Below are 21,755 nucleotides of genomic sequence, written 5' to 3' on the forward strand. Positions count from 1 at the left end.
CGGAGAGGGTGGGATTCGAACCCACGGTACGCTTGCACGCACAACGGTTTTCGAGAGACTATACTTTCTCAGTAATCTGCCGATAACCGAAAAAATTCTAATTTGTTGTTATAATGCTTCATCAAGCCCCAGGACCGGAGCTAACATGGATTGATGAAGGCGTATATACATGAAACAGGTTCAGAAACGCGGTGCAAAATATACCGCAACGGTTCGCCTAAACGGCCACTCATTGTCAGCTACGTTCCCCCGTAAAACCCAAGCCAATGAATGGGCCACAAGGGTTGACATGGCAATCAGAGATGAAATTGCCAATCCCAATAAAATCTTCCGCCGCGAAAATTTCCTCGCCAAAAAGCCCAAGCCCGCGCCTAAGCCGAAGGTAGAGACCGGCATCTGGCTTCTTGATGGCGTTCCCGATATGTCGTGGACATTGAGACAGGCAATCAAAAAGTATCTATATGAAGAGGCGCCAAAGCTTCGAGGCGAAAAGCAAGCCATCTTACGATTGAAAGCGTGGGACCGCTCCGAATTTGCCAGCATGAAGCTCACCGATATTACAGCCCAGGCAATTTTTTCATGGATGAAGAATCGTCGCAAAATCGTGAACGGAAAATCCATTCCCGTATCGCCATCCACAATTCGCAATGACATCTATAGATTGTCAGCCATATTCGAAATAGCACGCGCCCCGGTTACAAAAAACGGATGGGGGCTTACTGCAATCAAAAATCCGACACGAGACATCGCACTTCCTACACCAGATGCTGGTCGCGATATCAGGCTCCAGAAAGGTGATGAACAACGCCTCGCCGCCGCACTGATGACACTCAATGAACATGGCGAAGAAGTTCTCGCATTCATGAGAATTGCCTTGGATACCGGAATGCGAAAGTCTGAGATTCTGACCACCACTGTCGCCGACATACAACACACAACCCAGGGCTTCGCAATCCGCAAAGCTCTCACAAAGAACGGTTCGCCGAGAACTATCTACCTGTCCGACAGGGCTGCTGATATCGCTCAGCGCCTCGCCTATGGAAAAAATCCCAGACAACGACTGTTTTCCATGAAAAGCACCATGCTCGATAACACATGGAGAGCCGCCAGAGCCAAGGCTGGGTTAGATGATTTAAGAATCCACGACCTACGCCATGAAGCCATCAGCAGAATGGCAGATGCAGGCATGTCCATTGGTGCATTGTCAAAAATGAGCGGCCATAAAACGGCTCAGATGCTATTGCGATATGTGAATGCCAGAGAAGACGATATCAGGGCAAAGCTCTCTTCCATCGCCGCATAACATTTTTGTCCCTAAAACACCTGATTGGGAAACATGCATCATTAGCATATCTGATATGCTTTTAGTGCATTTCTGATATAGGGATTATGATACGGTTTTCAGGTCTGCATTGCTCGCCACGCTGTCATCTTGGACACATGCAGAAGCTCTGCGACCTGTCTGGCAGATAGGCCCTGTTCCTTCAGGCGACGTGCCTGTGCGATAGCATCATCAGGGAGGCTTGGCTTTCTTCCAAGGCGTTTGCCTTTGGCTCGGGCTGTTTCCAAGCCGGACATAACACGTTCGCGGATAATGTTGCGTTCAAATTCTGCGAAGCCAGCCAACAGCAGCAGAAACAGCTTGCCTCCAGCCCCTGACGTATCAATCCCAAGATTCAGGATTCTGATGGATATGCCACGAATTTTCAGGCGGTCAATGAGCGCCAGAACATCGACAGCATTCCGTCCAAGACGGTCGAGCTTGACAACGGTAATGGTGTCGCCTGCCTGAAGTTTTCGGATGAGGTTTCGGAGCTTCGGCCGGCTCTTCCATGGGGTCGCTCCTGAAATCGTCTCGGTAACGATATTCGTTTCCGTGACACCCTCGCGTCCCAAATCCGCGACTTGAGTATCGGTTTGCTGTCTATGTGTACTGACCCGTGCATATCCATATTTTGCCATCGGTCCCTGTCCTGATTCTGATACACGTTTTTGATATTCGGCCTATGCCTTTGAGCGTACTGGGAAAGTGTAACAGAATCAGGTGCTTATGAGATACGCTCGACTTATGGCGTAGGACTCCGATTGTGCCATCAGACAGTCTTGATGCCTGCGTTCAAGAATGAGAGGCACAAATGACTGAGAAGGACATAATCCGTTTAGGATATAGACTGTACTTTTTGATATTCGCAGTATTTATTATTAACTGCGTCATGGCCTCAATGTCCATATTCTGGCTGACGTATATTCCTCTGGTCGCAATACTTTTCAAGGCGTCACGCTCTATTCCACCGCAGTTTATATTGATTAAGCGAGAGTGGGAAAAAATTGATGTCAATGAAGAACATACAGTGCATTACACCAGCCATATCGCTGGCGGCCTATACAAGCATTGGTCGGCAAAAGAGAGCAATGCCGGACCTGCCCTGGGTTCAGTTCTGGTGCTGTTTTTCCTGACAGTAATTATACCGGCAATGTGTTTCTATGTATATCCACCTATAGGAATGTGGCAGTATATCCAACATAGATACCACACCGGACTGGTGGAGTATCCACCAGCGTATATGATGTACGCCGCTGTTGTATTGTTTGTTTTCGGACTCTCCATATCTTATCGGCTATCCGCCGTATTTCTTCTCACACTGTTTTCATTTCTATTAAAAATATTCCGGATAATATTCTTTATACCGATGGCCATCATTCGGCTATTGTTTGGTTAGTCTGTCCGCGTCAGATATCTATCGCCCTAAAATCCAAAAAACCCTGAAACAACATGGCTAGAACAATGACAATTTACAGCAGAATCAAAACTTTCTCTGTCGGAACATCACTTTTCATCCTGGCCGGGTGCGGCCAAAGCACCCCCTCGAAAAGTGAGGTTCAGGATTTCATCGCCAAAGAGGTAGTTTCCAGCATGCAGTCATCGCATGACTTAATGGCAATGGGCGTTGGCTCTCGCGCAGCAGGCCCAGCGCCATCAGTTAATGTCGATGCGGTGAAGAAGAGTATCGATATACAAGGCTTGGATTGCAAATCCGAGGAGGGTTTCAAAAATGTATGGAAATGTAAGGTCAGCGCCGTAGTCAGCGGTCATCCGATTTCTACACAATATAGATTCTATCGTGACAATGACGGTAAGCTGAACGGCGAGGAACAGAATTAAGGCGGAGTCGATTTCTCAAAATCGGCTTGAGCGTGAATTGCCCCCAATGCGTCCAATGCGTCCAGGGTGGGCTACCCTGAACGCATTGGGGCATTATCTCTGAAGACTTCCATATGCCTCGATAACAATAGAAAAGCCTGTTAGCAGATAACTGCTAACAGGCTTGCTATAATGGTTATATGTGAATCTCGCCCTGCAAGGCTGATTCATCCCACGGGCAAGGAGCGCCTCGCGATATGACCAGTATAGCACATCCAGACGATGATAAAACCCCATACCTCCAAAAATATGACGATATTGTCCAAACGTTCCTGACCAGGGACAACGGACGCTGGCGCTCAAAAATGTGGCGTGAGCTTGGCGAATATCAGGCTCATGTTCTGGAATACGCAATACGCCGAGAAAAATCCCTGACAGGTAGCGATATCGACAATGCCAGTCATGCCAATGTGTTTGCCATCGGCCTGTCAGCAACCATCAATCATGTTGCCGGGGTCGTTTTTGCTCGCGAGCGCAGAGAAAGAAAACATGATTGGTATTGGTCGCCGGTCATGCTCCGAAATGCACTGTCCAGTCCGCGAGATTCACAAGCTCGTCATGTCAGAAGCGATATCCGCCGCGCAATCGGTCTGGACCCAGATAACGACCCCGTAGAAGCAGCTTTGCTGTATCAGGCACAACAGAACGACCGAGCCAAGACAGTTAGTTACGATGGGTCGTATACCGCTCATGATGCAAAAAAGGATAAGAAGCGCCGCCAAGATGCCAGAAACTATGCCATGACTCAGGCACTATCTAAATCCGCAACGGTCGAGATTCGCCTAACTCCATTCGCAATGACATTCACTCTCCCAGGCGAGTTTCATGGCTGTTCTCACCTGAAGGATGCTGAAGATGAAATTAACCGCAGGTTCAATAACATCAAACAAACATGCGTCAGACGCGGTATTCCCCTGTTAGGGACATATGCCCTTGAACAGCATATGGACGAAACGCCTCATCTCCACCTCGTCCTATATACATTCCCAGGACAGGCTCAAACACTCAATGCAATCATCCGCAGGCAGTTTCCTGATAATCCTCTCGCAGAGATGGAACCAGTCGAAAGTCTCGACGGTTGGTTGGATTACATCCTCAAGACAGTCGATGAACCTTTCCGCAAACGTGTCGGATTTATCGGAATGGCAAAGGGAATCAAGGGACGTTGGGATAAATGCTATGCCGGGGAGATAGTCCCTGGAATAGACCCTAGAAAACTGACTCTCCTACATCGACTTATGCAGAGCAAACAACGCCTGGAAGATTGGCTGTTCCTCATGCGCGGATTCAGAGATGAGGAATATAATGCAAGTCTGGACCAACGGATAAACAAGGAACTGGGCATTCAGGATGGAATCGTTGTCGAGGATGTAAACGTAGATGCTGACGACGACGATGATATGCTGCAACAGGTCGATGAGGCTCTATCTAGCATAAAACCAGAGCCAGTTCCGGAACAGGATGATGAAGATGACAAAGATGATGATTCCAAGCACGACGATAGCGAACAGGTCATAACCGTGATTCCCGGCGTCGGTAACCTGACAGTAAGACACGATGAATCACAGGTCATCGCTAACCTTGGTGTGGATAAAGGAACTTGGACCGTCCCTGGTGCCGTGTCAGTCGAACATCGATATATCGACAATATGGTCATTATCAAAAATGAAAAGGGACAAGACATCTTCTACACAACAGCATATGGACGAATCTCCGTTAATCTCGACGTGAGTTTCAACACCGTTCACCTGCGAGCTTTCAGAGATAAGGAACTCGCGTCTCTCACAGTCTGGAACATCAGAACCAAAAACTCAAAATTGACTGAAAACGAAGAAAGAAACGAAAATGAAAGAAAAAGAGTAAATATATTAGACAAGAAGGAACGCGCGCGCGAGCAGGTGCCAGAACAGGTCGATGACCCGATAATCATCCCCGAAACACCGTCCCAGGACACCCCGACAGAAGTCATCCAGGAGCCGATACAGACACAATCTCCGCCGCAGGAGAAAAAACCGAGATTCCGCCGGCCCAATCGAAGAAAGGTCATTATCCGCAGTGAATCAGAGATGCAAATAATTCTCAATAAGTCGAAGTCAGAGCCAGAGGTGGCTGTCATGGATTCCATAGCCTTGGAAAATGATGCCATCATAAAAATGGGAAAGATAATCTATGGCGGACTGAACGGCAGGATATCACACGGACAACGCGCAACACTGAAAGCAATGGTGAACGATTTAACCGAATACCTGGGACATGACTGCAAAAACATGACATTGGTAGAAATGGCCCAGGCTTTAAATCGTGTCAAAAACGACCCTGATATCCACTGGCTTCTGTAGCCATAGCCAGTAGTTATCCATAAAGCCATGATGGCGGACGCCTCACATACGGTAGCCATCGTGGCTTTGTGGATAACTACGGTCACGCATGACATCGAAAATCATGTTCTTGTCCCACGCTATAATCCATGGACATGAGCAGGGATGGAATTGTCATGAATACCAACGAACAGATTATCTATCGACGTGGCGTCACCCTGTTGGAAACATTATTCGCCTTGAGTGTCACAACGATTATCGCGGGTGGAACGGCGTATTGGCTGGGTGGTTCTCATACGCGCTACAAAGATGACGCGACAACATCAGAAGTCGCGAATATCGCATCAGCCATTGCGACAATGACGCGTCAAACCCATATCTATGAACCAAGCACAAATGATGTCGTCGGCTCCGGCGGACTGCCAGCTTCGTATCTAAAAGCCGGTCGCTTGATTTCACCCTTCGGCTCAAATGTCTCCGTCGGAACAACATCATCAGGATATGGAATTACCGTATCGGGCCTGGCACGAGCATCATGCTATGAAATCGCTACATCCGCAGCAAGCGATAAAACACTGTTCCAAGGCGTATCGATTAACAATAGTCAGGTCAAAACCAGCACAATCCAATCAGCAGAATCCTCATGCAAAAACGATGGAAATACGCTGACATTCGTCCTGCATCCAGCGTCCAGCGTTGGGGCCGGGATTACAGTTGACGCACCCCCGCCGGTCACGTCAACTGATGTGCAGGTCTATGCAGCGGTAACAGCGCCACCCTCGCCACCTGTAGCAAATCCTGGTCCTCCGGCATCCTCGCCGGCAACGGCTCCTGATATGCCGTCTCCGTATATACCGTTCGAATACTCGCATCCTGCCGCATCCTCGCCGCCTGCGGTGCTTGCTGTGCCGCCAGATTCTCCCGAAATCCTCGTCGAAGACCTCACGCCAAGAGCAACGTATGCGCCGCCTGTAGCTGTGGCTGTAGCACCTCCTTTGCCGTCACCACCTCCACCACCATTGCCACCACCCCCTCCACCTCCACCACCGCCGCCTCCTGTGAGTCCGCCGGCCCAGGTGATGCCAACGCCGGCCTTCTCTCCGATTGTCGCGGCTGTATATACGAGTTGCGGGGTGTATGTTGATTATTCGGCCGATGGTGGGTCCACGAAGGCGTATCTTCTTTGTTCAAAATCATCCGGAACATACTGGGTTGCCGAGGTCGTGGCCCCATCAGCATCGTCCTTGACGATTCCAAATTCGTGGGTGGCTGATTACGGGATTGATGTTTCCACGGCCTCCACGCCGAGCGGCATAACGAACACTTGGGGCAGCATTGACAGTTATGCTCGGTCGAACCCGTTTAATCTGTACGCCGAGCATGGGAGCCTGACGCCTGATGTCGCGCTGGCGGAATATGATAGCGGAACAACAGATTGGGCAAATCGGCAGGCTGTATCAACCGGAACCGGGAATGGCGTGGTGTCCACGTCGGCTGGAGACTCGGCGGTTCAGTGTGTGTCATATATTAATGACCCCAGCAGCCTGGGGGTGCTGTATGCCGGGTATCTCGCGGGTGCGCCTAATGCCTGCTCGTCGTGAAGGGCGGGGGGTCTGGTTGACCAGGGTGGCCATCATGGGGGCCAGCCGGTGGACATCAATGGACCTATCCATGAGCCATCAGGTGGGGGTCAACGGGGGCGCAGCCCCCTTGCCAGGTGCTGTGTGTGGCGTCATGAGGCGAAGCCGAATGTCCCACGCAGAGCATTCCTGGCAATAAGAGATGGTAGAATCCTGAAGAACAGATTCAGGAGACCACCAACATGAAAAAGACAGCAAACGTCAGAGTCAGAATGACGCCAAGCGAAGAATCAATGATTCGTCAGAATGCTGGTTCAAGAGGTGCATCTGGATTCATCAGGCGCTGCCTGCTTGATTATCAAGCCAGCGGCCCGGCACTGCGAGACGACATCGTTGCCATCCGCTCAGAACTGTCGGCAATAGGTAACAACCTTAACCAAATAGCCAAGAAGCTGAACAGTGGTCATGAACTCGCAGGTGAGCTTTATACCGAAATTGAGGCGCTGCCTGAACTGCGTGGCAAGCTGAACGCCATCTTGTCTCGCGTAACATGAGCGAACCTGTGCTGTGATTATCGAAATCGTCCCAACCCGCGCGACATGTGATGCAGTCAGAAATCTGACTCGTCATCTTCTCGATAAGCCATGGGACAACGATGACATCAGCACAATTATGGGAAGCCGCGATGACGTCATGGACTGCCTGTCCGATGCCGAACGGTTCAATCGTAAATCATGCATGCAACAGTTCATCCTTACGTCAAAGGAGGATATCACAAGCCAGCAAGTCAAAAGAACCGTGCAAGCCCTGATGTCCGAATTTGGATTTATGGAATCTGATATCGCATTGGCCGTCAGACATCAGAAAGCCAGATACGATGCTGCGGGTTGTGACCGGCATTGGCATCTTCTCGTTCGAAACGTAAATCCTGAATCCGGCAAGACCATGAAAATGTCTCACAGCTTTGCGAGAGGCGAAAAGGTAGCCAGGACCCTGGAATCTGAATTTGGATTCCAATTGGTGAACGGAAAGCACAATCGAGCAGTCCTGAATGCCGTTGATGACGATTTACGCGAACGGCTGGCCGGGCTGGCAGATATGCCGGAGCCAACAGCCGCCTATACAAAAAGCCAGCATCAAAGAGCAAAACGGTCTGGCATCTCCATGCCTGAAATCAGGGCGTTCATGCGGTCTGCATGGACAGAATCCAATGGCTCATGGTCATCGTTCAAGGAGGCGGTAGGTAATCGCGGATTCCATATGTGTTGTGGCACAAGGAAGCCGGATGTCGTCGTACTGGCCGACAGCGAAGGCAACGTTATCGGGTCCGTGACCCGACTGACCGGCATCAAGGTCGCTGACATCAAAAACGCGATGAACTTTGATAAGGTGCCCCCTACTCCTGCGGCCCACGTAGATATCGCAAATGGGGCTCAAATCACCCAAGGGGCGAAGCAGCCTTCGCAGGCATCGTCAGCAGCTATATCGCGTCCAGTGGGCCATCAGGTTCATCGTGGGCAGCATAAACAGCATGAAACGCACCGTATCCCGGATACTGGCGTGAACCTGCGCGTCAAAGGGATGTCGAAAGAGCAGATTCAAGCAATCGAGGTAAAAGAGGCTCTTGAAGAACAGCAGCGCAAAGCAGTCGCAACAGAAATTGCCATGTGGGAATCCATTGCCTCATCATGGAATAAACCCAGCGGCTGGGCTGATATCTATTCAGTGATGCAGCGGCGTATATGGCCTGACTCGAAGGTTCAACCATGGCCCATTCCTCAACATCGCGACAAATACGACGTGGCGCAGTCCATGGTGAGCATAATGAAGCCAGCATGGGCTACCTATCAGTCATCAAGAAAATCATTGAGGCCATCGGTTCGTCGTGGTGGCTCAGATGAACTTCTGGCAGCGATGAAGCGGTGCCGCTGGAACCACCCGACAATTGGCATTTGCCTGGATGATGTCATTAGCCACAATGATATCGGCTACACGTGTGGTATCGCCGCCAGCAAACTCGTGGCCGCCAGAAAACGTGAACGAGAAGCCTGGAGCCGGGCTCCTGAAAACCGGGGTCGTTTGGCTGACCTGGAGGTCATGGAACAGATGGCGAAAGATATCCACAGCCGCCGTGACCGTGAACGACTGGCTCGGTTCCTATCGGAGCCTCGTCGAGCAATCACTGACCATAGGGCCGCGCAGGCTGCTGTGATTGTGGCTCCACCACCCCCGCCTACACAGGCCAGTCACCGGGTCCGCAGGATTGGTCCCAGCATGCCGTCACTGTGAACAAATCCGGAACAACAACAAAAGGGAGCCACAGGATTGTTGTTGGATTTGTTGTTGGCAGATAGAGGTTGACAAATCAGGCAAAAAATGCCTGTTTTCAGCCGTTTTCCACGATTCGTATGGACACGCCAGACCAGAAAGCGTATATACAACAACGCTCTGGTCATCATGGGGATTGATAAAACTGGCGGAGAGGGTGGGATTCGAACCCACGGTACGCTTGCACGCACAACGGTTTTCGAGACCGCCCCGATCGACCGCTCCGGCACCTCTCCGTCTTCGCTAGCGGCGATGGGTCGGGCTTATAGGGTGGCGTGAAAGGGTGCGCAAGAGACCTTGATGCGTTTTTCCGACATAATATTCCCCCCTCTCCCGCCCAGCCCATCAATCGGCGGTTGACGGCGCGCGGCAGCCGGCAGTAAAAGCCGCACCTCGCCCCCGCGCTGACGAGGGGTAGCCGTGTCCGCACGGCCAATAAAAAAAAGCGACTGGGTCGCGTCGCCTGTCCCGCCACGGGGCCGCACGCGCCAAGAGATCGGAAAGACAGGTTAGAACATGTTTGCAGTCATTCGTACCGGCGGAAAGCAGTATCGCGTTTCCCCCAACACCGTCCTGAAGGTCGAGAAGCTGGAAGCCGAAGCCGGCGCCACCATCACCTTCACCGACGTCCTCGCCGTCGGCGGCGAGAGCGGCACGACGATCGGCGCCCCGCTGGTCCCCGGCGCCACCGTGACCGCCACGGTCATCGCGCAGGACCGTCTGGACACGGTCATCATCTTCAAGAAGCGCCGCCGGCAGAACAGCCGCCGCAAGAACGGCCATCGCCAGCCCGTCACCGTGCTGCGCATCGCCGAGATCAACGCCGCCTGAACCCGTCAGGCGGCCTAACAGCGCCGCCGACAGGCTTATCAGGTCAGTTCAGAGTCAGGAGTTCAGGCAATGGCACAAAAAAAGGCAGGCGGTTCATCCCGCAACGGGCGCGATAGCGCCGGACGTCGTCTCGGCGTCAAGAAGTTCGGCGGCGAGAGCGTGATCGCCGGCAACATCATCCTGCGTCAGCGCGGCACCAAGATGAAGCCGGGCACCAATGTCGGCCTCGGCCGCGACCACACGATCTTCGCGCTGGTCGATGGCCACGTGAAGTTCGAGCGCCGCGCCGAAGGCCGCGTGCACGTGTCGGTCGAGGCGCTGCCGATCGCGGCCGAGTAAGCACCCCGCTTCTCGGGACCGTTTTCGACCCGCGAAGGGCCGGTCCTCGGGACCGGCCCTTTTTGCGTCATGGCGGGGTATTATCTCCAGCCAGGACCACAAGCTGCCACCGGACCAGTACGATGAAATTCCTCGACCAAGCCAAGATCTACGTAAAGTCCGGTGACGGCGGCGACGGCGTCGTGGCCTTCCGGCGCGAGAAATACATCGAATTCGGCGGTCCGGACGGCGGCAAGGGCGGGCGTGGCGGCGACATCGTGTTCGTCGCCGCCAGCAACCTGAACACACTGATCGATTTCCGCTACACCCAGCATTTCCGCGCCCGCAAGGGCGGAAACGGTGCCGGCTCGGACCGTACGGGTGCTGCCGCCCCCCCGGTCGTGATCCAGGTGCCGATCGGCACCCAGATCTTCGATGAAGACCGCGAGACGATGCTCGCCGACCTCGACGAACCCGGCAAGCGCATCGTGCTGTGCCATGGCGGCGATGGCGGCCACGGCAACGCACATTACAAGACCAGCACCAACCGCGCCCCCCGCCGCGCCGACAAGGGCTGGCCGGGCGAGGAACGCTGGATCTGGCTGCGCCTGAAGCTGATCGCCGATGTCGGGCTGGTCGGCCTGCCGAACGCCGGCAAATCCACCTTCCTCTCCGTCGTCTCGGCCGCGCGGCCCAAGATCGCGGACTATCCCTTCACCACCCTGCACCCGCAGCTCGGCGTCGTGCGCCTGTCGGTGTCCGAGGAATTCGTCATCGCCGACATCCCCGGCCTGATCGCCGGCGCGCATGAGGGCGCGGGCCTGGGCGACCGCTTCCTGGGCCATGTCGAACGCTGCGCGGTGCTGCTGCACCTGATCGACGGCGCGGCCGGCGACGTGGTCAAGGCCTGGCGCACCATCCGCCACGAGCTGGAGGCCTACGATCCCGGCCTGGCCGCCAAGCCCGAGATCATCGCGCTCAACAAGATCGACGCCATGACCCCGCAGCAGATTTCCAGCCGCCGCCGCGCGCTGGAAAAGGCCAGCGGCGCCAGGGTCGTCACCCTGTCCGGCGTCACCCGCCAGGGACTGGACGACGTGCTGCGCCTGCTGCAGGACGAGGTCACCGCAATTCGCGAGGCCGAACGCAACGAGGCTCCGCCGGCCGCCACCCAATGGCCCGAGCCCACGCCGTGACCGGCGCGGCACTGCCCAGCCTGGCCACGGCCCGCCGCGTGGTCGTGAAGATCGGCAGCGCGCTGGTGGTGGATTCGCACAACGCCGCCCCACGCACCGACTGGCTGGACAGCGTGGCGCAGGACGTCGCCACTTTGCGGGGAGCGGGCATCGAGGTCATCCTCGTCTCATCCGGCGCCATCGCGCTGGCACGGCACAGCCTGGGCCTGACGCGCCGCACCCTGCGGCTGGAGGAAAAACAGGCCGCCGCCTCGGTCGGGCAGATCCGCCTGGCCCAGGCCTGGACCGACGCGCTATCCGCGCACGGGCTGGTCGCCGCGCAATTGCTGCTGACCCCCGGCGATACCGAAGACCGGCGCCGCTACCTCAACGCCCGCGCCACGCTCGACACGCTGCTGGGATTGGGCTGCGTCCCCGTGATCAACGAAAACGACGCCATCGCCACCACCGAGATCCGCTTCGGCGACAATGACCGCCTGGCGGCGCGGGTCGCGGAAATGACCGGCGCCGACCAGCTCGTGCTGCTGTCGGATATCGACGGGCTCTATACGGCCGACCCCAGAATCGACCCCACCGCCCGCCACCTGCCCGTCATCGCCACCCTGACGGCGGATATCGAGGCCATGGGCGGCGCGCCTCCGCCCGGCTATTCCTCCGGCGGCATGCGCACCAAGCTGATGGCCGCCCGCATCGCCACCCAGGCCGGCTGCGCCATGGCGATCACGCTGGGCAAGGACGCGCACCCGCTGGCACGCCTGCGCGACGGGGCACGCTGCTCGTGGTTCCTGCCGCTGCCCGACGGGCGGTCGGCCCGCAAGCGCTGGATCGCCGGCGGCCTCGCGCCGGCCGGCCAACTGGCCATCGACGACGGCGCCCGGCAGGCCCTGGCGGCTGGGTCGTCCCTGCTGCCGGCCGGCGTGCGCGCGGTCCACGGCACGTTCGAACGCGGCGACCTGGTCCTGGTCACCGACCTGGACGGCAACGAAATCGCCCGCGGCCTGTCAGCCTACGGCGCAACCGACGCCCGCCAGATCGCCGGCCACCGCTCGGACGATATCGAGGCCCTGCTCGGCTGGCGCGGACGCGACGAAATCATCCACCGCGACGACCTCGTTCTGAGGTAGCCGCGCAAAGCCTGATTGGAAATGTGGGCTGGTGAGCGAGAGCGGCCCGGAACGGGCCGCGCCCGTCGTGTGTTTCCGAGCATCGGAGCGGAGTGGCCTTGATGGCCATGAGCACCGAAGCGCAGGAAACGCGCGCCGGATCGCCACCAGCCCGCATTTACAATCAGGCTTTCAGGTTCTAGGGGGCCAACGCAAGGTGGGCTCCGACCGAGGCCGGTCATCCCATTCATCGTCGCGCTGCGGCCGGACCGCGCGCTCGTCAGGCGTGCGATAGGCCGGCCGAAACGGTGTCTCTTCGGCTGTCGGCGGCGCATCGGGAACGGTCGGCGGCGACGTATAAGGCGGCCGCGCCTCTTCCGGCGGCACGAAAAAAATCGGATCGCGCGGGGCTGCGGCCGGCCGGTCATGCCAGGGCATGGGCCGGCTGGCATCATGCGAAACCGGCGCGCCCGAACGCGGAACATAGGCCGGCGGCTCGACCGGCGGCGCGGCACGCACGCTGGCTGGCGCGGAAGGCGGCGGATCGAAACGGGTCGGACGCGCCGAAACCGGCCGCTCGGACCGCGCCACATAGGCATCGCTGGCCGAAACGGGCCCGGGCGACCGCACGGGCGGCGGCGCGGGGGCCACAGGCTCCACCACCGGCGCGGCAGCAGCCGCCGGGCGCGGAGCCGGCGCCGAAACCGGCGCCCGCTCCTCAGGCCGAAGGGCCAGCACGCGCAATTCGGCCTGCAGATCCTCGATCTGCAACGCCAGGGCATCCAGCCGCCCCTTCACGCCGAACACCGCGAACGGCACCAGCATCCAGAGGAAGATGAACAGCATCCCCAGGATCAGCAGCACAAGCTGCAGCCACCAGGGCATCCAGTCGGAAAACGGAAACGGCATCTGCGCACGACCACGGAAAAAACGAACCCCGCCGCGCATGTGACCAGATCAGCCACCACCCGCGCAAGGATCGCGTGAACGCCTAGAGACTGCTTCAAAAGCCCCGCTGGCGGCGGCCTGACGGCGCTTTTCTGCGCTTCGGTGCTCACGGCCCACAAGGCCGCTCCGCTCCGATGCTCAAAAACCACCGCCAGACGCGCGGCTGACGCCGCGCTTCCACTCACCATCGGAGCTTTTGAAGCAGTCTCTCAATACCCGAGACAAACACCCCTTGAAACGTAAAAGCTGTCGTGCAGGCTGGTCTGCCGAGCGAGAGTGCCGCGCAGCGGCACGCCCGTCGTGTGTTTCCGAGCACCGGAGCGGAGCGGCCTCAATGGCCGTGAGCACCGGAGCACAGGAAACGCGCGTCGGATCGCCGGCAGAGCGGCCTGCACGACAGCTTTTTACATGCCGAGGGCGCGGCGGTAGATGTCGAGCAGCGTCTCCTGCTCTTCCACCTCGGCCGGCTCCTGCTTGCGCAGGCGGATGATCTGGCGGATGACCTTCACGTCGAAGCCGGCCGATTTCGCCTCGGTGAAAATGTCCTTGATGTCGCCGGCCAGGGCCTTGCGCTCTTCTTCCAGGCGCTCGACACGCTCGATAATGCTGCGCAGCCGGTCCGCCGCAATCCCGCCGACCGCCGCCGCCTTGTCGTCATCACCGAAATTTTCCGCGTCCATGGAACGGCCTGCCTCCAGCATGGGAATGGAATCTGGCCCCTCCGATCCGCCCCGGATCGAGGATCGGGCCGCAACCGGTCAGGGAACGGGGGGCTTATCGTGACGGTGGCGGCCGGTCAATGGCAACTTGACAGGGCGCGGGGGCTCGGCCCAAACCCGTGCAGGCAGGTCATCCCCCCTATGACAACGGTGCCGGTCTCGACAAAGGCCATGTGCGCCCCCCTAACGCTCCGACCCGATGCAAGGAGGCCGTATTCGATGCCCCAGCTCCCTCCCGTTGATGTTTTCGACTATATCGTCTTCGGCGCCACCGGCGACCTGACGATGCGCAAGCTGCTGCCGGCGCTGTATTATCGCTACCGCGACGGGCAGATCCCCGATCAGTCCCGGATCATCGGCACCGCACGCTCCTCCCTCTCGCGCGCCGACTATCAGGAGCGCGCCGAAAAGGCCCTGACCGAGTTCGTCAAGCCGGCGGACCTCGACCAGGCCACCGCGCGCCGCTTCCTCGACCTGCTGCATTATGTCAGCCTGAACGGCGCCGAAGCCAACAGCACCTGGCCCGCGCTGAAGGGCCTGCTGGAACAGGCGCCCAAGGACCGTATCCGCGTCTACTACCTGGCCACCGCCCCCGGCCTGTACGGCCAGATCTGCGAGAATCTCAGCACCCAGGGGCTGGTGACCGAGCAGTCGCGCGTGGTGCTGGAAAAGCCGATCGGCACCGACCTGCAAAGCGCCGACGCGATCAACGACCATGTCGGCCGGCATTTCCCCGAGAACCACATCTTCCGCATCGACCATTACCTGGGCAAGGAAACGGTCCAGAACCTGATCGCGCTGCGCTTCGCCAACCCGGTGTTCGAGCGGCTGTGGTCCAGCGACGCGATCGACTATGTCCAGATCACGGCGGCCGAGACGGTGGGCGTGGAAAGCCGCGGTCCGTACTACGACAAGTCCGGCGCGCTGCGCGACATGATCCAGAACCACCTGCTGCAGGTGCTGTGCCTGGTGGCGATGGACCCGCCCGGCTCGCTGGAGGCCGACAGCCTGCGCAACGAGAAGCTGAAGGTGCTGCGCGCCCTGCGTCCCATCGCGCCCGACGACGTGGCGGCGTTCACGGTGCGCGGCCAGTACGCGCGCGGCCGCAGCGGCGACAACACCCTGCCGAGCTATCTGGAAGATCTGGGCGAGGACGCCACCAGCAGCACCGAAACCTACGTCGCCATCCGGGCCGAAATCCATTCCTGGCGCTGGGGCAACGTGCCGTTCTACCTGCGCTCGGGCAAGCGCCTGGCCGAAAAGTGCAGCGAGATCGTCATCCAGTTCAAGGCCGCCCCCTGGTCGATCTTCCCCGGCACCCCGCGCGCCAACCGGCTGGTGATCCGCATCCAGCCCGACGAGGGCGTGACCCTGTCGGTCTCGACCAAGGACCCGACGCCCACCGACAGCCTGACCCTGCGCCAGGCCGACATCAACATCGCCTTCGAGAAGGCATTCGGCACCCGCTACCCCGACGCCTATGAGCGCCTGCTGCTCGACGTGGTGCGCGGCGACCCGATCCTGTTCATCCGCCGCGACGAGGTCGAGGCCGCATGGCGCTGGGTCGACCCGATCCTGCACGGCTGGGCCGAGAACAAGGTCCCCCTCCAGACCTATCCGGCCGGAAGCTGGGGCCCTGAAGCCGCCCGCGCGCTGCTGGCCGAGGACGGCCATGCGTGGCATGAGGACATGACATGAAGTCACCCGCCGGCATGGCAGCCACACCGTCCGGAACGCCACGCCGCCCCCGGCGGACCATGCGCCAGCGCATCGTCCGCCGGGTGGTGATGGTGGTGCCGCTGGTGCTGCTGGCGACGGTCGCCGCCCGCATGGGCTGGCTGGACCAGGCGGCGGACCAGATCACCTTCCGCCACGCGAACTGGTTCGACGACACCGCCCTGGTCGAGCATTTCCGCACCGTGGTGACGCATGACGGCATGACCGACACCCCCGGCCGCTGCCTGCTGTTCATCGTCAACGGCAACGACCCGCCGGATGCCGCCCGCTTCGACGTGATGGAAAAACATTCCGGCTCCTGCCCCGGCGACAGCAAGACACTGCCCAAGCTGTTCACGCTCAAGGTCAACCGCATCGACCAGACAGTGCAGACCGATTGGGGGTCGCCGGGCACCTTCCACCCCATGCCCCACTGACGCCTACCGGGAAATGCGCGCTGGCGGCGGTCCGACGCGCGTTCCCTGCGCTCCGATGCTCACGGCCATCAAGGCCGCTCCGCTTCTGTGCTCGGGAACACACGCCGGCCGTAGCCCTGACGGGCTACTCCCGCTCACCAGCCCACATTTCCCGGCAGGCTCTCACGTTCCAAATGACCGAGACCCGGCAGAGCGCATGACAACGACCGGCCCAACCGAAACCGACAGCCCCGCGACCGATACCCCGGCCACCGGCAACCGGCGCGATTTCCTGACCCTGCTGACGCTGGCGGTCGGTGGTGCGGGGGTGGCGGCCTTCTCCTGGCCGTTCCTGGACAGTCTGCGCCCCGGCGATGCGGGCTCGGCCCGCCCGCCGGTCGATGTCGACGTGTCGAAACTCCCCCCGGGCCAGCAGATCACCGTGGTCTGGCACGGCAGCCCGGTCTTCATCACCCATCGCACACCCCAGGCGCTGGAGCGGCTGCAACAGGCGTCGCTGGCCGCCCGGCTGCGCGACCCGTCCTCGGGCGTGCTGCAGCAGCCACCATACGCCGCCAACTGGCACCGCTCGATCGTGCCCGCCTATGGGGTGGTGGTCGGGATCTGCACCCATCTGGGCTGCGTGCCCACTTATTCCCCGGCGCCAGACCCCACCACGCCGGTCGCCAACTGGCCGGGCGGCTATGCCTGCCCCTGCCATGGCTCCAAGTTCGATCTCGCCGGCCGGGTCTTCATCGGCGCACCGGCCCCCTACAACCTGCCGGTCCCCCCCTACGCCATGCCCACCCCGACCACGATCCGCATCGGCGAAAACCCGCCGGGCGTGGATTTCGACTTCTCGTCTATCCAGCAGATCTGACCGCCCGACCGGCCGCCCCGGCAAAGGCCGCGCGCAGCCGCCGCCCGCCAAAGCGGATCGCCGCCTTCCCCCACGGCATGAACGAATACATGTTCAGATAGCCATGGATGGTCCCGGGAAAGCAGCGGATTTCCGCCTGCCCCCCAGCCTCCCGCAGCACCTCGGCATAGCCCGTGGCCTCGTCATACAGCGGGTCGAACTGCGCAGGCACGATCACCGCCGGCGGCAGCCCGGCCAGCGAATCGGCAAAGATCGGCGCCAGCAGCGGATGGCTCAGGTCCTCGGGCGTGCGGGCATATTGCTGGCCGTACCACTCCATCAGCCGGGCCGTCAGCATATAGCCCTCGGCATAGCGATGCCGCGACGGCACATCCCGCGCGCCATACAATGACGGGTAATAGAGCAACTGCATCGCCAGCTCCGGCCCGCCCCGGTCCCGCGCCAGCAGCGACAGCACCGCCGCCAGGTTGCCGCCCGCGCTATCGCCCGCCACGGCAAGCGGCCCACCCCAGCGCCAGGCCTCGCCCGCCAGCCAGTCCAGCGCCGCCAGGCAATCTTCGACCGCGGCGGGAAAGCGATGTTCCGGCGCCAGACGATAATCGTAGGACAGCACCGCCGCCCCCGATTCCCGCGCCAGCCGGCAGCAGATCCCATGATGCGAATTCAGCCCGCAATGCACGAACCCGCCTCCATGCAGGAACAGCACAGCGCCCCGCACCCGGCCATGAGGCACATACAGCCGTGCCGGCCGCAATTCCTCCGCCCCCGGCACCCGTAGCGCCAGAACCCGCCGCAAGGGCAGGCCGGACAGCACCTGCGGAAAACAGGGCTGGTCCAGTGCGCGACGCAACGTATCGAGCGTACGCGGCCGCCCCGCCGCCCGCCCGCTCCGTCCGCGACCGGCCAGATGCCGCATCAGCAGGCGCGCCATCACCCCGGGCTGCTCCCGTCGTGCCACCGACTGATCCATGCGCCATCTCTCCCGCCCACTCTCTATATATTTTTGATGCGGCGCATTCCCCCTTGACGCAACCCGGGGTGGCGGTCAGTTTCCGCCAGCCAGACGGTCGGGCGACCGCTGTTGCATGGATTTCCATGCGATGGAGGAAAGTCCGGGCTCCACGGAGGAACGGTGCCGGCTAACGGCCGGCGGGGGCGACCCCAGGGAAAGTGCCACAGAAAACAGACCGCCCCCACGGCATTCCGGTTCGCCGGAGATGGTGCGGGTAAGGGTGAAACGGTGCGGTAAGAGCGCACCGCGCCCGCGGCAACGCGGGCGGCAGGGCAAACCCCACCGGGAGCAAGACCGAATAGGAACGGCAGACGGGTCGCTTGCGGCACCGTCGGGGGCTCCTCCGCCCCGTCGTTCGGGTTGGTCGCGTGAGGCGTGCCGCAAGGCGCGTCCCAGAGGAATGGTCGCCCATCCTTCTTCGGAAGGTGGACAGAACCCGGCTTACAGACCGTCTGGCCTCGTTTCCCTCTTGTATCCATCGCCGCACCCGCCGGGCCGCCCATCGGCGCGGCAGTCATGCGAACAATATCTGTTCTCGTTTTGATCTCATCAAAACTAGAACATAACATAAACATCCGTCATCCAGCCTCATTGCTCTCCCGAGCTGGGACGAAGACTGGCCGCCCGCAATGCCACGACTGCACGAATTCTCGAAAAACAGCGGTTTTCCGCCAGAATTTCCGCGCGTTTAATTTGACGTCCCATAAAATCCCATGATATCCCATGCAGACCCAGCATGGCACCATCCGGCGCCCGGCCACGCCTGCGTTCAGAACCATTCCACCCAAGGGAGCATCGCATAGCGTGAGTGTGTTCCTTGGCACCCACCAGAACCGTCTCGACGCCAAGGGCCGCGTCTCGATCCCGGCCGCCTTCCGCACCGCCCTGCGCACGCACGCCACCCCCGGCGAATCGCTGGTGATCCTGCGCCCCTCGCACCTGCACCCCTGCATCGAAGCCTGGCCGCCCGCCGCGTTCGCAGCCCTGAGCCAGCCGCTGGACCGCATGGACATCTTCTCCGACGACCATGACGACCTCGCCGCCGCCCTCTACGCCGACGCCTATCCCATCGACGCGGACCGCGAGGGCCGGATCATCCTGCCCGACCCGCTGAAGGAGCATGCCGGCCTGACGGAAACGGTGGCCTTCATGGGCGTGGGCAAGATCTTCCAGATCTGGGAACCCGCCGCCGCCGAACGCCGCCGTGCGGAAGCCCGGACCCGTTCGCGCGCCCTGTCCGGCGCCCGCCCCGCCGCCCCGCGCCCGGAAGCCGACGCATGAACGCCATGACCACCCCGCCCCTCAGCACCACGCCGCCGCCCGGCCACGTCCCCGTCATGCTGGCCGAAGTGCTGCAGATGCTGGCCCCCAGGGACGGCGCGACCTATCTCGACGGCACGTTCGGCGGCGGCGGCTATGCCCGCGCCATCCTGGCCGCCGCCCGCTGCACCCTGTGGGCCATCGACCGCGATCCCGCCGCCATCCGCCGCGGCGAGGCCCTGCAGGCCGAACTGCGCGCCGCCGAGGGCGCCAGCCGCCTGCACATGGTCGAAGGCGGATTCGGCGACATGCGCGCCCTGCTCCAGGAACGCGGCGCCCCGGCGCTGGACGGCGTGGTGCTGGATCTCGGCGTCTCGTCCTTCCAGATCGACGAGGGCGCGCGCGGCTTCTCGTTCCGCCATGACGGGCCGCTGGACATGCGCATGGGCGATACCGGCCCGACGGCGGCGGATATCGTGAATCGGACGGATGAATCCGACCTCGCCGACATTCTCTATCAATATGGCGAGGAACGGCTCTCCCGCCGCGTGGCGCGCGCCATCGTCGCCGCCCGCGCCCAGGAACCGATCCTGACCACCTTCCGCCTGGCCGAGATCATCCGCTCGGTCGTGCCCGGCGACCGCTCGGGCATCGACCCCGCCACCCGGTCGTTCCAGGGCCTGCGCATCCACGTCAATGACGAGCTGGGGCAGATCCGCTCGGGGCTGGAGCAGGCGCTGGAGATGCTGGCCCCCGGCGGCCGGCTGGTCGTCGTGTCCTTCCATTCGCTGGAGGACCGGCTGGTCAAGCAGGCCATGCACCGCGCGGCCGGCCGCCTGCCCGGCCCGTCGCGCCACGACCCCCGCTCGATCCAGGCCAGGGACGAAGCCCCTGCCTTCCGGCTGCTCACCGGGCGCACGCTGCGCCCCGGCGACGCCGAATGCCGCGCCAATCCCCGCGCCCGCAGCGCCCGCCTGCGCGCGATCGAACGCCTCCCCATCGCGGACACATCAGACACCAGCCCCACGGAGCGCCGCCCATGATGCGATCCTTCACCGTCCTCTGCGCCGTGATGGCCGGCCTGTCCGGATTGTTCCTCTATTCCAAGAAGCACCAGACGACGCTCCTCGACCATCAGATCGCGCAGATCGTCGGCGACACGCAGCATATCCGCGAGCAGACGGCGATGCTGCGCGCGGAATGGGCCCTGCTGAACCAGCCCGACCGGCTGGGCAGCCTGTCCGCGCGCTTCCTGCCCGACATGCACCCGATGGCCCCCACCCAGTTCATCCAGATGGCCACGCTGGCCGAGCGCCTGCCCGCGCCCGGATCGCGCCCGCTGGCGGCGGTCGATCCCCGCGCCCATCTCGATGACAGCCTGGCCTCCCACGCACCGGCCCCCGCCGACAGCCCCGCCGCGCCCCCCACCCCGATGGCGGCGGCGTCGGTCCCGCCGGCGCCGGCCCATGTCGCCCAGCCCCCGATGGTGGTCGCGGCGGCGGTGCAGCACCCGCTCGCAACGCACCACCTCTCCGTCGCCGATTCGACCCCGGCCGTGGCCCGCCCCGAGCGCCCGATCATGATGGCCCAGGCCGCGATCGAGCCGGCCGTGGCGCATGTGGCGGCCCCGAAGCCGCGCCTCGCCCCGGTTTCGCCCGATTTGACACATAATGCCGACCGTCATGCCGCTCTCTCCGTTGCCCGCGCCGCGCGCCCCGTGCTACCGCCAGCGGCCGCATCCACGCCGCGCTTCGCAGCTGCCAGGCCGGTCCATCCGCTGCCGGTCGCGGTCGCGGCCTGGAGGCCGGCAGCGCCCCCCACGCCGTATGAGGAGGCAAGGGGATACGGCAGGGGCTCTTCTCTTGGCTTCTCCCGTTCCGGCGCGCTTCCGCCCCCCGTTCCAGTCAGCAACTGACGACCCCCCACAG

Annotated in this window: 21 protein-coding genes, 1 tRNA gene and 1 other RNA gene; 18 read left to right on the forward strand and 5 right to left on the reverse strand. The window is 60.7% G+C overall.

Annotated features, from left to right (window positions below; translation table 11 throughout):
- Positions 1-169 precede the first annotated feature (169 nt).
- On the forward strand, positions 170-1,303 hold the full coding sequence (locus HLH29_RS12075) for a site-specific integrase (RefSeq protein ID WP_182967128.1): 1,134 nt from the start codon (positions 170-172) through the stop codon (positions 1,301-1,303).
- A gap of 98 nt (positions 1,304-1,401) precedes the next feature.
- On the opposite strand, the gene HLH29_RS12080 is transcribed toward HLH29_RS12075, so the two are convergent.
- Positions 1,402-1,962, reverse strand: a complete 561-nt coding sequence (locus tag HLH29_RS12080) for a recombinase family protein (protein ID WP_182967130.1) — start codon at positions 1,960-1,962, stop codon at positions 1,402-1,404.
- A gap of 173 nt (positions 1,963-2,135) precedes the next feature.
- On the opposite strand from HLH29_RS12080, the gene HLH29_RS12085 reads away from it, so the two are divergent.
- The 6 genes from HLH29_RS12085 (at position 2,136) to HLH29_RS12110 (ending at position 9,389) form a co-directional block, all read left to right on the forward strand.
- Positions 2,136-2,720, forward strand: a complete 585-nt coding sequence (locus tag HLH29_RS12085) for a hypothetical protein (protein ID WP_182967131.1) — start codon at positions 2,136-2,138, stop codon at positions 2,718-2,720.
- A 65-nt stretch (positions 2,721-2,785) separates the two neighbouring features.
- A complete protein-coding gene (locus tag HLH29_RS12090; protein WP_182967133.1) occupies positions 2,786-3,163 on the forward strand; it encodes a hypothetical protein in 378 nt (125 codons plus the stop codon).
- A gap of 236 nt (positions 3,164-3,399) precedes the next feature.
- A complete protein-coding gene (locus HLH29_RS12095; protein WP_182967135.1) occupies positions 3,400-5,541 on the forward strand; it encodes a hypothetical protein in 2,142 nt (713 codons plus the stop codon).
- 155 nt (positions 5,542-5,696) lie between these two features.
- Positions 5,697-7,121 (forward strand): type II secretion system protein, encoded by a 1,425-nt coding sequence (locus HLH29_RS12100; RefSeq protein WP_182967137.1) that lies wholly within the window; start codon positions 5,697-5,699, stop codon positions 7,119-7,121.
- A gap of 221 nt (positions 7,122-7,342) precedes the next feature.
- Positions 7,343-7,654, forward strand: a complete 312-nt coding sequence (locus HLH29_RS12105; protein WP_182967139.1) for a plasmid mobilization protein — start codon at positions 7,343-7,345, stop codon at positions 7,652-7,654.
- 13 nt (positions 7,655-7,667) lie between these two features.
- A complete protein-coding gene (locus HLH29_RS12110) occupies positions 7,668-9,389 on the forward strand; it encodes a relaxase/mobilization nuclease domain-containing protein (RefSeq protein ID WP_182967141.1) in 1,722 nt (573 codons plus the stop codon).
- 185 nt (positions 9,390-9,574) lie between these two features.
- Here the strand turns inward: HLH29_RS12110 and HLH29_RS12115 are convergent.
- Positions 9,575-9,664, reverse strand: a tRNA-Ser gene (locus HLH29_RS12115).
- Between the two features lie 280 nt (positions 9,665-9,944).
- Here HLH29_RS12115 and rplU point away from each other — a divergent pair.
- From rplU to proB, 4 genes are all read left to right on the forward strand, one after another.
- Complete coding sequence (rplU, locus tag HLH29_RS12120; RefSeq protein WP_182967143.1) at positions 9,945-10,259, forward strand: 50S ribosomal protein L21; 315 nt, start codon at positions 9,945-9,947, stop codon at positions 10,257-10,259.
- A 69-nt stretch (positions 10,260-10,328) separates the two neighbouring features.
- Positions 10,329-10,598 (forward strand): 50S ribosomal protein L27, encoded by a 270-nt coding sequence (gene rpmA, locus HLH29_RS12125; RefSeq protein ID WP_114727575.1) that lies wholly within the window; start codon positions 10,329-10,331, stop codon positions 10,596-10,598.
- Positions 10,599-10,720: 122 nt separating this feature from the next.
- Entirely contained in the window at positions 10,721-11,773 is a 1,053-nt protein-coding gene (gene obgE / locus HLH29_RS12130) for a GTPase ObgE (protein WP_182967145.1), read from the forward strand.
- On the forward strand, positions 11,752-12,897 hold the full coding sequence (gene proB / locus HLH29_RS12135) for a glutamate 5-kinase (RefSeq protein WP_182967147.1): 1,146 nt from the start codon (positions 11,752-11,754) through the stop codon (positions 12,895-12,897). Before obgE ends, proB begins: the two co-directional genes overlap by 22 nt.
- Positions 12,898-13,068: 171 nt before the next feature.
- On the opposite strand, the gene HLH29_RS12140 is transcribed toward proB, so the two are convergent.
- A complete protein-coding gene (locus HLH29_RS12140) occupies positions 13,069-13,785 on the reverse strand; it encodes a hypothetical protein (RefSeq protein ID WP_182967149.1) in 717 nt (238 codons plus the stop codon).
- Between the two features lie 443 nt (positions 13,786-14,228).
- Positions 14,229-14,504 carry a DUF2312 domain-containing protein gene (locus tag HLH29_RS12145; RefSeq protein ID WP_114727655.1) on the reverse strand — a complete coding sequence of 92 codons (276 nt, stop codon included), beginning with the start codon at positions 14,502-14,504 and terminating at the stop codon, positions 14,229-14,231.
- A 258-nt stretch (positions 14,505-14,762) separates the two neighbouring features.
- Here HLH29_RS12145 and zwf point away from each other — a divergent pair, with 258 nt between their 5' ends.
- The 3 genes from zwf (at position 14,763) to petA (ending at position 17,555) form a co-directional block, all read left to right on the forward strand.
- Positions 14,763-16,241 (forward strand): glucose-6-phosphate dehydrogenase, encoded by a 1,479-nt coding sequence (gene zwf, locus HLH29_RS12150; protein WP_182967151.1) that lies wholly within the window; start codon positions 14,763-14,765, stop codon positions 16,239-16,241.
- Between the two features lie 14 nt (positions 16,242-16,255).
- A complete protein-coding gene (locus HLH29_RS12155; RefSeq protein WP_182967198.1) occupies positions 16,256-16,696 on the forward strand; it encodes a hypothetical protein in 441 nt (146 codons plus the stop codon).
- A gap of 196 nt (positions 16,697-16,892) precedes the next feature.
- Positions 16,893-17,555: a ubiquinol-cytochrome c reductase iron-sulfur subunit gene (gene petA, locus HLH29_RS12160; RefSeq protein ID WP_182967153.1), complete on the forward strand. Its 663-nt coding sequence runs from the start codon at positions 16,893-16,895 to the stop codon at positions 17,553-17,555.
- On the opposite strand, the gene HLH29_RS12165 is transcribed toward petA, so the two are convergent.
- A complete protein-coding gene (locus tag HLH29_RS12165; RefSeq protein WP_182967155.1) occupies positions 17,539-18,525 on the reverse strand; it encodes an alpha/beta hydrolase in 987 nt (328 codons plus the stop codon). The two genes, petA and HLH29_RS12165, sit on opposite strands and share 17 nt — an antisense overlap.
- Positions 18,526-18,614: 89 nt before the next feature.
- Here HLH29_RS12165 and rnpB point away from each other — a divergent pair.
- From rnpB to ftsL, 4 genes are all read left to right on the forward strand, one after another.
- Positions 18,615-19,027, forward strand: an RNA gene (gene rnpB / locus HLH29_RS12170) — RNase P RNA component class A.
- Between the two features lie 344 nt (positions 19,028-19,371).
- The gene (mraZ, locus tag HLH29_RS12175; RefSeq protein WP_182967157.1) at positions 19,372-19,848 is read left to right on the forward strand and encodes a division/cell wall cluster transcriptional repressor MraZ; all 477 of its coding nucleotides are present in this window, start codon (positions 19,372-19,374) and stop codon (positions 19,846-19,848) included.
- Positions 19,849-19,853: 5 nt separating this feature from the next.
- A complete protein-coding gene (gene rsmH, locus HLH29_RS12180; protein WP_408871970.1) occupies positions 19,854-20,870 on the forward strand; it encodes a 16S rRNA (cytosine(1402)-N(4))-methyltransferase RsmH in 1,017 nt (338 codons plus the stop codon).
- On the forward strand, positions 20,867-21,742 hold the full coding sequence (gene ftsL / locus HLH29_RS12185; RefSeq protein WP_182967161.1) for a cell division protein FtsL: 876 nt from the start codon (positions 20,867-20,869) through the stop codon (positions 21,740-21,742). Before rsmH ends, ftsL begins: the two co-directional genes overlap by 4 nt.
- The last annotated feature ends 13 nt before the right edge of the window (positions 21,743-21,755 follow it).

This window comes from Gluconacetobacter tumulicola (assembly GCF_014174215.1).
GTDB lineage: Bacteria > Pseudomonadota > Alphaproteobacteria > Acetobacterales > Acetobacteraceae > Gluconacetobacter > Gluconacetobacter tumulicola.